Source organism: Pedobacter suwonensis, from assembly GCF_900111825.1.
In the GTDB taxonomy this organism is placed as follows: Bacteria; Bacteroidota; Bacteroidia; order Sphingobacteriales; family Sphingobacteriaceae; genus Pedobacter; species Pedobacter suwonensis.
This window is the reverse complement of sequence record NZ_FOJM01000028.1, coordinates 1-13,269: the sequence shown is the minus strand read 5'-3', so window position 1 is coordinate 13,269 and position 13,269 is coordinate 1. Positions and strand designations below refer to the sequence as shown.

Here is a 13,269-nt window from a genome sequence, read left to right as displayed (position 1 = left end):
CAGGCTTATAAAAAAAGCAAGTCTAATATCTAGACTTGCTTTTTTTATTTCTGCAAATTGTTTGAATAAACAGCTTTAGCTTAAAAGCTATTTTTAATTGAAGCGGTCGCCATGTATTAACCCCATGTTCTTAACTACCTCTTTAATTTCTTGCTCATTAGACTTTGGATAAATTAATAATGCATTACCCTCATCAACTATGATAAAATCATCCAACCCCCTGATCACGGCCAATTTCTCCCCGTTAATATGGATGATGCTATTTGTGGTCTCCCTAATGTCAATCTGACTTGCGGCAATTACATTGTTTTCTTCATTTTTGTTTGCTGCCTCGTAAAGGGAGGCCCAGGTACCTAAGTCAGACCATCCAAACTCTGCCGGTATCGTATAAACATTTTCTGCGCGTTCCATAATTGCGTAATCAATAGAAATGTTTGGGCAATTTGGATAATGAGTATCTATAAATGCACGTTCATTTACGGTATTATAAAGATTGTTACCTGCTTCGAATATGTTATAGATTTCGACAGAATGTTGTTTAAGGGCTTTTAAAATGGAGCTGACCTTCCAAATAAAAATGCCGGCATTCCATACATAGTTTCCTTCAGATAGAAATTCCCGTGCTTTTGATGCAGATGGCTTTTCTTTAAATTCGGTAACTTTATGCACACCTCCTGCTTCATCAGTTTCATATTTGATATAACCATAACCTGTGTCGGGCCTGGTGGGGGTTATCCCGAGGGTAAGTAGCGCTTCATTTTTATCCGTGAACGCTAAAGCCTGCCTGATTTTTTCAATAAAGATATCTTCGTATAAAATAAAATGATCAGAAGGAGCCACCACTATGTTTGCGTCAGGATTCAGTGAATTTACCTTAAAGGAGGCATAAGCAATACAGGGCGCAGTATTATTGCGGCTTGGTTCACAGATGATCTGGTCCGGGCTTATTCCTTCCAGCTGTTGCAAAATAATATCCTGATACTGACTGTTTGTGACAATGAAAATGTTCTTTGCCGGACATAGCTTAAGAAAGCGCTCATAGGTTAGTTGCAGCAAAGACTTGCCGATGCCTAAGATATCCAAAAATTGTTTAGGAAAATCATTACGGCTTTTAGGCCAAAAGCGGCTTCCAACGCCGCCGGCCATAATTAACACAAAATTATTTTTATCCACGTGCGTTAATTCCAGTTTAAGTCTTTTACATCATTATAAACATTTCGGATTCCCGACTCTAAAGATATTTTAGCCTTCCAACCCTTTTCATTCAATTTCTGAACATCCATGAGTTTACGGGGTGTTCCGTCAGGTTTAGTTTGGTCGGTAATAATCTCTCCGGTATAGCCAACCACCTTGGCGATTAATTGTGCGAGTTCTAAAATGGTAATATCCTCTCCTACACCGATATTAACCAATCCAGGTTCATCATAGGTTTGCATTAGAAAAAAGCATGCATCAGCTAAATCATCGACATGCAAAAACTCTCTTCTTGGCGTACCAGTACCCCAAATGGTTACGTTTGAGTCATTATTGTTCTTTGCTGAAATTACTTTTCTAATCAGGGCCGGCAAAACGTGAGAATTATTTAAATCATAATTGTCGTTAGGGCCATAAAGATTAGTTGGCATCACTGAGATATAATTACAACCGTATTGGGCACGGTAGGCATCACATAACTTAATCCCTGCAATTTTAGCTATAGCATAAGGTTCATTTGTGGGTTCCAACTCACCTGTTAAAAGATAATCTTCTTTAAGAGGCTGTGGCGCCATTTTAGGGTAAATGCAAGACGAACCTAAAAACATCAACTTGGTCACTTTATTCAGATATGAGGAGTGGATGATGTTATTCTGAATCATCAGGTTTTCATATAGAAAGTCGGCACGATAGGTGTTGTTCGCCAATATACCCCCAACTTTAGCGGCTGCAAGGAAAACATATTGCGGTTTCTCCATTTCAAAAAAGCTTGCAACCGCTTGCTGATCTCTTAAATCCAAATCTTTTGAGGAACGAACAATGATATTGCTAAATCCTTCAGCCTTTAATTTCCTTACAATTGCAGAACCCACCATTCCATTATGCCCTGCAACGTAAACTTTAGCAGATTGGTCCATTTTATTCAAATTGATTTTTAACAGAATATCCGGCTTCTTTTAACATTCTTTCTTTCTGGAAGTGTTTTACATCAGATGTCATCATATCATTCACTAACCCGGCAAGATCATATTTAGGTGACCAGTTTAGTTTTTCTTTACATTTAGCCGGATCGCCGATTAATAACTCCACTTCTGTAGGGCGGAAATAACGTGGATCTACCGCTACCACTTCTTTGCCAATCTCTACCTGAAAATTCTGGTTATTACAAGAAACTACGTAAGCTTTTTCATCTACACCTTCTCCCTTGAATTCTAGCGTAATGCCCACCTCGTTAAAAGCCATTTTAATAAAATCCCTTACTGTAGTGGTCACACCGGTTGCAATTACAAAATCTTCTGGTTTTTCTTGTTGCAGGATTAACCACATGGCCTCTACATAATCTTTTGCGTGGCCCCAGTCTCTTCTTGCATCCAGATTCCCCAAGTGTAACTTGTCTTGCATGCCTAATGCAATTTTTGCCGTTCCTCTTGTTATTTTACGCGTTACGAAGGTTTCGCCCCGTAGTGGGCTTTCGTGATTGAATAAAATACCGTTACAAGCATAGATTCCATAAGCTTCCCGGTAGTTTACCGTAATCCAGTAAGCATACATTTTTGCCACTGCATATGGCGAACGTGGGTAAAATGGGGTGGTTTCAGATTGTGGTACCGCTTGTACCAATCCATAGAGTTCAGAAGTAGATGCCTGGTAAACTTTAGTTTTCTCAACCAATCCCAGGATTCGGATTGCTTCAAGAATTCTTAACGTTCCAATTCCATCTGCATTCGCGGTATACTCTGGTGTTTCGAAGCTTACCTGTACGTGACTCATTGCACCCAGATTGTAAATTTCATCGGGCTGAACTTGTTGAATAATGCGGATGAGGTTCGTTGAATCACTTAAATCTCCGTAATGCAAAATAAAACGTACATTACTTTCATGAGGGTCTTGATACAGATGATCAATCCTGTCGGTGTTGAATAATGAGCTGCGACGTTTAATTCCGTGTACTTCATAGCCTTTTTTAAGTAATAAATCGGCTAAATAAGATCCGTCCTGACCAGTAATTCCAGTAATAAGGGCTTTTTTCATTAATTTGTTTTTATTGAGAGTTTTCTGTGTTTGCAAGGAGATATTTTACACTTCAACACTTGTAGTTACGTATTCTTGAAACAATGTAAAATATTCGCTGTAAATATATTCATTTCAATTTAAAATTTACACATCGTGTATATCTTACACTAAGTTTTTTTAAAAAAAGTTTATTAAGGTTAAAAAAGAAATTACCTTTACATATCTATTCCAATTCAATCTAATAAACCATTAAATGAGAAAAATTACAAACATTTGTTGCATAGGTGCAGGCTATGTTGGCGGCCCTACTATGGCTGTGGTAGCAAAACAGTGTCCGGATATTAAAGTTACCATCGTTGATTTGAATGAAGCACGTATTGCCGCCTGGAACGATCCTGATGTAAATAATATCCCGGTTTACGAGCCCGGCTTAAGTGAGGTTGTTGCCGAAGCCAGGGGAAGGAACCTGTTTTTTTCAACGGATGTAGATCAGGCCATTGCTGAAGCGGAAATGGTTTTTATCTCCGTAAACACACCAACCAAAACCTATGGTTCTGGTAAGGGAATGGGCGCTGATTTAAAATGGATAGAGCTTTGTGCCAGACAAATTGCAAGGGTATCTACTTCCGATAAAATTATTGTAGAAAAATCAACTTTACCTGTTCGTACGGCTGAAGCGGTACGTGATATTCTTCATAACACGGGCAGTGGCGTTAAATTCCAGGTTTTATCTAACCCCGAATTTTTAGCGGAAGGTACGGCAGTGGAAGACCTGTTGAGTCCTGATCGCGTATTAATCGGCGGTGATGATTCTGAAGAAGGCCAGGAGGCCATTGCTGCGCTTGTAGATGTTTACGCCAACTGGATCCCAAGGGAACGGATCCTCACCACCAATGTGTGGTCTTCAGAGCTTTCCAAGCTGGTGGCCAATGCGTTTTTAGCCCAGAGAATATCCTCCATCAATGCGATATCCGAACTTTGTGAAAAAACGGAGGCCAATATCAATGAAGTTTCAAGGGCGATTGGTACAGATAGCCGCATCGGGCCAAAATTCTTAAAGGCGTCTGTAGGTTTTGGCGGTTCGTGTTTTCAAAAGGATATCCTCAATTTAGTCTATATTTCCAGGTCATTTGGTTTACAGGAAGTAGCCGACTACTGGGAACAGGTGATTATTATGAACAATCACCAGCGAAAACGTTTTGCTTTAAACATTGTAAAGAGCCTTTACAATACCGTTTCTGGTAAAAAAATTGCTTTTTTGGGCTGGGCCTTTAAAAAAGATACCAACGATACAAGGGAATCTGCTGCAATATATGTAGCCGATGAACTGTTGAACGAACAGGCGTTTATTCAGGTGTATGATCCTAAGGTACAAACAGAGCAGATCTACCATGATCTGGAATATCTGGAAACCCGGTCAGTTGAATCAAACCGGAATGGCGTAAGCGTATATCAGGATCCTTATGAGGCCTGTGATGGCGCACATGCCATAGCCGTCTTAACCGAGTGGGATGAGTTTAAAAACTACGATTGGCAAAAAATCTACGCTAAAATGCTGAAACCGGCGAAGATTTTTGACGGTAGAAATGTGCTGGATCATAAAGCGCTTAGGGAAATCGGTTTTCAGGTAAACGGAATTGGCGTGTAGCCATTCCGTTTACCTTGAGATTAAAAATAGCAGCTGTTGGTTTTTACACATCAATTTCCAGTTGCGGAGCGTGCGATTATTTATGTTACAAATATCAATTAGTTTTTATTTCTAATTGCGCTTAGTCCTGAAGATTTGTTTAAATTTGAATTTGTCTAATCCCATTCCTTAAGTATGACCCCAACGCGATACTTATACCTGCTAAAGTATATTTTGCCAGTTACTGACTTAATTATGCTTAATGTAGTGTACTTTGCTGCTTATCATGTTACACCTTTATTAGGTAAAAATGTACACAATGAAATGGATAAACACCATGTGGTGGTTTACAATTTGATCTGGCTTTTCGGTTCTGCCATATTCGGGCTTTATTCTTCTTATGGGGCACGAAAACTGGAGCGCATTTACAGGGGTACTTACCGTACCTTAGCGCTGCATTTTGTGTTATACCTTTCCTACCTGTTGTTTTCGGCAGAATATGAGTTTTCAAGAACTTTTTTAATTGTTTTTTATATCGGATTGGTTAGCGCATTTATTCTTAACCGGTTTATAGGCACGTTTATTCAATACGTGGTGATCAACAAATTTAATGCTGCCAAGAAAGTGGCCGTTATGGGGTCGAATGCAACGGCAATCAGGTTATCAGACTATATTCATAAGCAGAGAAGTTTAAATTTGTTTGGATTTGTGGGCGATGATGAGGATATATACGATTCGATGGATGGCAACGACAGGATATCGGCAAAAATACAAACAGCGGTAGAGTCTGGCGTGAAAGAGATTTATGTGGCTATCGCACCGCACCGGATGAATGATGTAAGCAGATTGGTAGCTGTTGCAGATCAGCAGTGTGTGCGGTTAAAGTTTGTGCCCGATATTGGTGGCGCTTTGGCGGCCCCTTATACCATATCGTATATGGGGGGAGAATTTCCGATGATTACCCTGAGAAATGAACCCCTGGAGATCATGGGTAACCGCTTCAAAAAACGTGCTTTTGATGTGATATTCAGCGCTTTTGTGATTGTATTTGTCATGAGCTGGTTATATCCGATCATAGCGATATTGATTAAAATGCAAAGCCCCGGGCCAGTGCTGTTCAAGCAGCTGCGCAGTGGCAGAAATGACGAGCCTTTTTGGTGCTGGAAGTTCAGGAGCATGAAAGTAAACAAGGACAGTGACAAAAAACAGGCCACCAAAGATGATGACCGGATTACCAAAATCGGGCACTTCCTGCGTAAAACCAGCCTGGATGAAATGCCCCAGTTTTTTAATGTTTTTTTCGGTTCCATGAGTGTGGTTGGCCCCAGGCCGCACATGTTGAAACATACAGAAGAATATAAGAAGATCATTAACCAGTTTATGGTTCGCCACTTTTTAAAACCAGGAATAACCGGCTGGGCGCAGGTGAACGGGTTCAGGGGCGAAACCAAGGAGAATGATGCCATGGAAAACAGGGTAAAATTTGATATTTTTTACCTCGAAAACTGGACAGCCATGCTTGATGTGAAAATCATTTTTATGACCATTATCAATGTGTTCAGGGGTGAAGACAATGCTTATTAAATTTTCATTTAAAAGCTAAGGGCTCAGGATATTGCTTTTAAAGACGTGCAAAAATTAATTAGCCACAGAAACACAGAAATCACGGAGGAGATTAAAATTTTTCGTGTTTTTCGCGCTTCCGTGGCAAACATAACGCTTAGGCATATGCAGTAAGAGCTGGAATTAACGGAGAAACGTTAAAAGCGATTCCCTTGCTAAGGGCTAATCCTGCCTCAAATTTCAATATTTTTTCGCTTACCAGTGTTCAGCAAATTTGCCCGGTGAGTCTTTCTTTAGATTTATTTTACTTCCGATCATCAACTTAAGGGTTTTGAGTAAGGCTTGTGGCTACCTGCCTTACACATCACAGGCTGCTTAAAATCAATGATGAGGTGGATTCAGCATTTACTGTCCATTTATCGTTTCCCTGATCCGATATCCATTGGATTTATTTCAGGGAATGTTGCACGAAGTCAAACCGTTTAACTCAAGTTGAATAATACTAAAAATTGGTACTTTATCCTTACCAGTATGAATGGATAACATTTTCATTTAAAAGCTAAGGGCTCAGGATATTGCTTTTAAAGACGTGCAAAAATTAATCAGCCACAGAAACACAGAAATCACGGAGGAGATTAAAATTTTTCCGTGTTTTTCGTGCTTCCGTGGCAAACATAATGCTTAGGCATATGCAGAAAGAGCTGGAAATAACAGAGAAAAGTTAAAAGCGATTTCCCTTGAAAAGGGCTAATCCTGCCTCAAATTTCAATATTTTAGGCAGCGACTGAGTGGAGTCATTTGATGGATGAGCGATGCGGATTGCGGAACCGGGTAAAAATCGATTCGTTAGGTTGCAGTTATTATTTAGGTTTTACTGAAACGTTTTAGTAAATTTTTAGTAGATTGATGGCGAGCATTTTGATCAGAGTTGCCCGGGATGAGATTTAACTGGTCGCTAAATGATATGATAGATGGATCTTAAAAAAAAAGCGGTTTTTTAATTTTAAGAACCGATCCTATAAAATTTTCGTTTGCACCGGTAACAGATGTAATGTTTAACGGGAATGAAAGGAAGTATTTTTTTAAAAATGAAGTTTCTCGGAATTCGGTTCAGTTCGCTCTTGCATTTAGGACATTGATGCTCTTTTTTAACCACTTCTGCTACTGCCATGATGATAAGAATAGTTTTGTTTGACAAACAATTGGTAACGACATAAATATACTGCGAAGATACCAAAATTAAAGGTCTTTTTCAGGGAAATTGCAGGTTAAATAATTGTGTTTTTTATGGTTTTTAGGATTCTTGATGACTTTAGTCAAGTGTTTTTTTAAATTTTATCGGGGAACAGCTTTTAATATTAAGTTATTGTTAATAATTTGTTTTTTTTAATCGTTAATACAGGATAAATGCAACTTTTTTAAGGTATAAGCCCTTTAATTTTGTTTAATTTGTTATTTTTGCGTTATATTTTTAAAAAAAAAGCTAAATGAATAATCTCAACCCTTCTTTGGTCATTCTTGCAGCCGGCATGGCAAGTCGTTACGGTGGCGCTAAACAAACGGAATCTTTTGGTCCGTCAGGCGAAACCATTATGGAATATTCTATTTTCGATGCCATTAAAGCCGGATTTGATAAGGTTGTTTTTATCATCAGGGATGAGTTTGCCGAATCCTTTAAAGCGGCCATGGAGCCGAAGCTTCAGGGTAAAGTGAAAACGGAATATGTTTACCAGAGCCTGGATAAATTTAGAAATGGAAGGGTTGTGCCTGAAGGCCGTATTAAACCTTACGGAACGCAGCATGCTTTATTGTGTTGCAAAGATGTGCTTGATGCGCCCTTTGCGGTAATCAATGCCGATGATTTTTACGGATTGGATGCATTTAAAAAGGCATATGAATTTTTAACTGAAGCGGTTCAGGATGGTAAATACGCCTGCCTGGGTTACCAGTTAAAAAATACACTCAGTGAACACGGCGCAGTTACACGTGGTGAAATAAAAGTAGATGAAGCGGGTTATATTACCGGGATTACCGAGCGGAAAGAGATTTTTAAACGTGATGGTAAGGCGTTTAGGGTAAGTGAAGGGGATGAGTTGGAGATGGATTTACTGACACCGGTAAGTATGAATTTTTTCTGTTTTACCCCCTCGTTTGTGAGATGGAGCGAAGGTGAATACGATAAATTCCTGGATCAGCATGATGGCGATTTGAAGTCGGAATTTCTGATCCCGGAAGTGGTGGATAAACTGATCAGTGATGGTGAAGGCGTGGTGAGCCTGGTTAAAACCGATGCGAGGTGGTTTGGTGTAACTTTTAAAGAAGATGCTGAGATTGTGCGGGCCGAACTGGAGCAACTGACCTCAAAAGGAGACTATCCAAAAAGCCTTTGGGCGTAGGGGTATATTGAATTTCCGGTAAATCATTGATTTATTGCGCCGGACGGATACAGCCCATTGTTTAATAACTGGCAAGGTTATTGCTCATGGTGTTTGTCTTTTAAATACACACCTTAGCCTATAAAAAATTGTTTACACAAATTAATATCGTCCCCCGTTGGGTTATTTTCAGTCTTGATTTAACCTGTGGTTCAGTAGCGATGATTTTCGCCTACATGTTAAAGTTTAATTTAAACTTAACATCAGTGGATATCTACCAGTTGTCAGATAACTTATTGCTGTTGCTCTTAATTAATTCGATCGTATTTTTATGTACAAAGAGCTACTCTGGTATCATCAGGTATACAAGCGCACAAGATTCCATCAGGATATTATCATCAGTTTTGATCTCAACCGGAGCTTATTTCATCATTAACCTCATCGCGATCAGTTTTCTGAAAAAGCCGCTTATACCCAATACGGTATTGGTTATAGCGGGCTTATTTAGCTTTGTTTTTCTTATTACGTACCGCGTTTTTATCAAGTACTTTTTTATGTACATCAAAAATCTGAAACTGGATAAAAAAAAGGTCATCATTTATGGTGCAGGTGAAGCGGGTATGGCTACGAAAAGAACTTTTGATCATGATGATAAGGTTAATAAAAACATTGTGGCCTTTGTTGATGACGACCAACGTAAGGTAGGCAAGGCCATTGATGGCGTAAGCATTATGGATGCCCGCAATCTTGGACATTTGATTGCCAAGCATGCCATAGACGAAATTATTTTTGCATCTTATACCATCCCTGCTGAAAAAAGAGATGCGATTGTAGACCTATGCCTGGAGCATGATATTAAGGTGTTAAACATTCCTCCAGCAAATGCCTGGACAAACGGGAAACTACAACCTGGGCAAATTCAGGGATTGAATATTGAGGATTTGTTGAACAGGAAACCGATCAGGATAGATATTGAAGGGATCGGAAAGATGCTGCATAAAAAACGGATTCTGATTACCGGGGCTGCGGGTTCCATCGGGAGTGAAATCGTCAGGCAGTTATCAAAATTCGATGTCGGCCTGATCATCTTATGTGATCAGTCTGAAACGGCGCTGCATGAACTTTATCTGGAACTTGACGAAAACGACCGCACTAAAAATTATCAATCTTTTGTAGGAGATGTGCGGGATGAACAGCGCATGGACAAGTTATTTAACATGTACAGGCCGGATTACGTTTATCACGCCGCGGCGTATAAACATGTGCCTTTAATGGAAGATAATCCTGCAGAGGCGATAAAGGCAAATGTGCTGGGTACGAAAACCGTTGCTGATAAGGCCGTGAAATACGGGGTGCAAAAGTTTGTGATGATCTCCACTGATAAAGCGGTTAATCCAACAAACATTATGGGCGCATCCAAAAGAATTGCAGAAATATATGTGCAATCACTTAACAATTCATTGGGGCAGCGCGATTTTCTTTTCAGTAATGGACTCAGTTATATTAACCGTCTTGAAAAAAGACCGGTGACCAAGTTCATCACCACCAGGTTTGGCAATGTACTCGGATCTAACGGGTCGGTGATTCCGCGTTTTAAACAACAGATTGAAAAAGGTGGGCCGGTAACCGTTACCCATCCAGATATCACCCGGTATTTTATGACCATTCCCGAAGCCTGCAGACTGGTACTTGAGGCGGGATGTATGGGCAATGGAGGAGAAATATTTGTTTTTGATATGGGTAAATCGGTAAGGATTTTTGACCTGGCCAAAAAGATGATCAAACTGGCTGGTCTGGAGCCCAATGTGGATATTAAAATAGAATTTTCAGGCCTTCGTCCGGGAGAGAAACTTTACGAAGAACTATTAAATGACAATGAGAATACGATGCCTACCCATCATGATAAAATTATGATTGGCAGAGTAAGGGAATATGTATTTGACGAGGTGGCCAGCAACATTGCCGAACTGATCAAATCTGCTAAGCAGGATGATGATATGCAGGTGGTAACCAATATGAAGAAAATGGTACCGGAGTTTAAGAGTATGAATTCGATATTCGAAGAGCTTGACCATTTGATTAATAAATAAAATGAAGAAAGTTTTTTTTCTTGCTTTTCTGAGCTTTTCTGTGATCAGTGCCTGGGGGCAGTCTACCCCAAATGTTAATATTCCTTATGATTACCAGTTTTACCAGAAATTAAATCAGCAGATTTATAGTCAGGATAATAAGTTCCATTCTTCGATCAAGGGGATTTATTCAGATGGAACTGAAATTGACACTCACTACGATTCGTTAATGAAAGTTGGTGTAGATACGCTAAACAGACGATCATGGGTACATAGAAAGCTGTTCAGTGAACATTTATTAGAATTTAATGGTGAGGATTATAAAGTTTACGCCGATTTTCTGCCTGATTTTCAAGTCGGTAGGGATTTTAGTGGTAAGCGAAGTACCTGGTTGAACACCAGAGGTTTCCAGGTTGGCGGGACCGTAGGTAAACAGTTTTCGTTTTATCTGAACGGATTTGAGAACCAGGGTAAATTTGTTGACTACGTCAATAGATACATCGTCGCCAATCAGGTTGTGCCGGGTCAGGGTTCCGGAAAATTAGGAACGGATAAACAAGACTGGTCATATGTAACGGCGTTATTATCGTATACCCCTAACGCACACCTTAACCTATCACTAGGGTATGACAAGAACTTTATTGGTGATGGTTACCGTTCCATGCTCCTTTCGGATGTATCTTCCAATTATTCGTTTTTTAGGGTAAGGGCCACACTTGGTGCTGTGCAGTACCAGACCATTTTTGCCTACATGCTTGATCCAGGGGCGCCAAAACTGACTACAGACCGCAGACTGGGTGACCGGGGAAAATGGATGGCCGCACATTATGTAGACTGGAATGTGACCAAAAAATTCTCGGTAGGTTTTTTTCAGGCCGTTACCTGGGCAGATGCTGAAGTAGAAGGCAAACGTGGCTTTGATTTTAATTACGTACATCCTTTTATATTTTTAAGACCGGTAGAAAACACCAATACGACCTCACCCGATAAAATGAGGTTAGGTTTTAATGTGAAATATGAAGTTTTAAAAAATACCGCTCTTTACGGGCAGTTTATGTTTGATGAGTTTACCGCAAAAGAATTTTTTGCAGGAAACGGGTACTGGGCCAACAAATATGCCGTTCAATTGGGATTGCGCGGTTCAGATCTTTTCAAGGTTAAAAGGCTTAATTATCTGGCAGAATTTAATACGGCCCGTCCTTATACATACGCCCATTTTGACAGGTTATCAAATTATGCCAACTACAACCAGCCCCTTGCTCACCCTTATGGCGCTAATTTCAGGGAATTTTTAGGAATTTTGAATTACAGTTACAAGCGTTTTGATGTACAGGGAGAAGCACTTTACTCGAGGTATGGTAAAGATCCTGTCGGGCTAAATTATGGCGGTGATATTTTTAAAAGTTACAATACACGCGCAGTAGAGTACGGCAGCAAAATTGGCCAGGGGATCAAAACGAATCTGTATTATGCCCGTGCCCAGGTTTCTTACCTTCTTAATCCAAAATACAACCTGCGCCTGGAACTGGCCGGAACGCTCCGAAAGGAAAGTAATGTTACTGCTGTTGAGAATAGTAGTTTAGTCACTTTCGGTATCAGAAGCAGTTTTAGAAATATATACCACGATTTTTAACAGACAGAATTGCTATTTTAACCTGAGTTTTGGCTCTTCACTGCGTCATTGCGAACTGAAGAAAGGACTCCGCCCGGGAGTGAAGCAATCTTTTTTGCTAAACTGTATCATCATTTGTATTTTATAGAATGGCTATCCTTTCGACGTTAACGGAGAAATCTATGGAGACTATTGCGACTAAATTCATTGCTGTAGCGTTACGATGCAATTGTTAATTTATTGATGCACGCGTTAGAAACGCGCGCAAGCGTGGCTTTTGACTTCGTCATTGCGAACTGAAGAAAGGACTCCGCCCGGGAGTGAAGCAATCTTTTTTGATCATAAATTACATGATAGATTGCTTCGGCTCTCGCATGTACCACCTTATAATGACGAATTATATTTGTAATAACCTGATAGTCAACTATAAATATCCATCACTCACGTTATTCACCTTAGAGAGAAAAAGATAACTGAGGAGACTGTATCATCATTTGTATTTTATAGAATGGCCATCCTTTCTACCCTAAGGGAGAAATCTATGCATGCTATTTCGGCTAAATATCATTGTTATAGCGTTACGATGCAATCGTTAATTTATTGATGCGCAAGCGTGGAATATATACCACGATTTTTAACAGACAAAGTTCCTGTTTTAACCTGAGTTTTGGCTCTTCGCTTCGTCATTGCGAACTGAAGAAAGGACTTCGCCGGGAGGTGAAGCAATCTTTTTTGATCATAAATTACATGATAGATTGCTTCGGCTCGCGCATATCCCACCTTATAATGACGAATTATATTTGTAATAACCTGATA

General features: G+C 39.8%; 9 protein-coding genes. 5 read left to right on the top strand and 4 right to left on the bottom strand.

The window, feature by feature from the left end; all coding sequences use genetic code 11:
• Positions 1–93: 93 nt before the first annotated feature.
• The 3 genes from BM107_RS23885 to gmd are packed head-to-tail and all read right to left on the bottom strand — an operon-like array spanning position 94 to position 3,225.
• A complete protein-coding gene (locus BM107_RS23885) occupies positions 94–1,173 on the bottom strand; it encodes a mannose-1-phosphate guanylyltransferase (protein ID WP_090988109.1) in 1,080 nt (359 codons plus the stop codon).
• Positions 1,174–1,178: 5 nt separating this feature from the next.
• Positions 1,179–2,111: a GDP-L-fucose synthase gene (gene fcl / locus BM107_RS23880; protein ID WP_090988107.1), complete on the bottom strand. Its 933-nt coding sequence runs from the start codon at positions 2,109–2,111 to the stop codon at positions 1,179–1,181.
• A gap of 1 nt (position 2,112) precedes the next feature.
• Positions 2,113–3,225, bottom strand: a complete 1,113-nt coding sequence (gene gmd, locus BM107_RS23875; RefSeq protein ID WP_090988105.1) for a GDP-mannose 4,6-dehydratase — start codon at positions 3,223–3,225, stop codon at positions 2,113–2,115.
• Positions 3,226–3,460: 235 nt separating this feature from the next.
• Between gmd and BM107_RS23870 the strand changes: the two genes are divergently transcribed.
• The 5 genes from BM107_RS23870 to BM107_RS23850 all read left to right on the top strand — a co-directional run bounded on the left by BM107_RS23870 (position 3,461) and on the right by BM107_RS23850 (position 12,474).
• Positions 3,461–4,855, top strand: coding sequence for a UDP-glucose 6-dehydrogenase (locus tag BM107_RS23870; RefSeq protein ID WP_090988103.1), 1,395 nt, complete (start codon positions 3,461–3,463; stop codon positions 4,853–4,855).
• Positions 4,856–5,029: 174 nt separating this feature from the next.
• Positions 5,030–6,418, top strand: coding sequence for an undecaprenyl-phosphate glucose phosphotransferase (locus BM107_RS23865; RefSeq protein ID WP_090988101.1), 1,389 nt, complete (start codon positions 5,030–5,032; stop codon positions 6,416–6,418).
• A gap of 1,466 nt (positions 6,419–7,884) precedes the next feature.
• Positions 7,885–8,793, top strand: a complete 909-nt coding sequence (locus BM107_RS23860; protein WP_090988099.1) for a sugar phosphate nucleotidyltransferase — start codon at positions 7,885–7,887, stop codon at positions 8,791–8,793.
• A 128-nt stretch (positions 8,794–8,921) separates the two neighbouring features.
• Entirely contained in the window at positions 8,922–10,862 is a 1,941-nt protein-coding gene (locus BM107_RS23855) for a polysaccharide biosynthesis protein (protein WP_208864460.1), read from the top strand.
• A gap of 1 nt (position 10,863) precedes the next feature.
• A complete protein-coding gene (locus BM107_RS23850; RefSeq protein WP_090988094.1) occupies positions 10,864–12,474 on the top strand; it encodes a gliding motility protein RemB in 1,611 nt (536 codons plus the stop codon).
• A 576-nt stretch (positions 12,475–13,050) separates the two neighbouring features.
• Here BM107_RS23850 and BM107_RS24985 read toward each other — a convergent pair.
• The coding region (locus BM107_RS24985; protein ID WP_208864459.1) for a hypothetical protein at positions 13,051–13,269 on the bottom strand (219 nt) is incomplete at its 5' end.

Bases quoted from the DNA above. Each gene is read 5' to 3' on its own strand.
- BM107_RS23865 (WP_090988101.1), top strand. From the start codon at position 5,030: ATGACCCCAACGCGATACTTATACCTGCTAAAGTATATTTTGCCAGTT.
- BM107_RS23850 (WP_090988094.1), top strand. From the start codon at position 10,864: ATGAAGAAAGTTTTTTTTCTTGCTTTTCTGAGCTTTTCTGTGATCAGT.
- BM107_RS23870 (WP_090988103.1), top strand. From the start codon at position 3,461: ATGAGAAAAATTACAAACATTTGTTGCATAGGTGCAGGCTATGTTGGC.
- fcl (WP_090988107.1), bottom strand. From the start codon at position 2,111: ATGGACCAATCTGCTAAAGTTTACGTTGCAGGGCATAATGGAATGGTG.
- BM107_RS23860 (WP_090988099.1), top strand. From the start codon at position 7,885: ATGAATAATCTCAACCCTTCTTTGGTCATTCTTGCAGCCGGCATGGCA.
- gmd (WP_090988105.1), bottom strand. From the start codon at position 3,225: ATGAAAAAAGCCCTTATTACTGGAATTACTGGTCAGGACGGATCTTAT.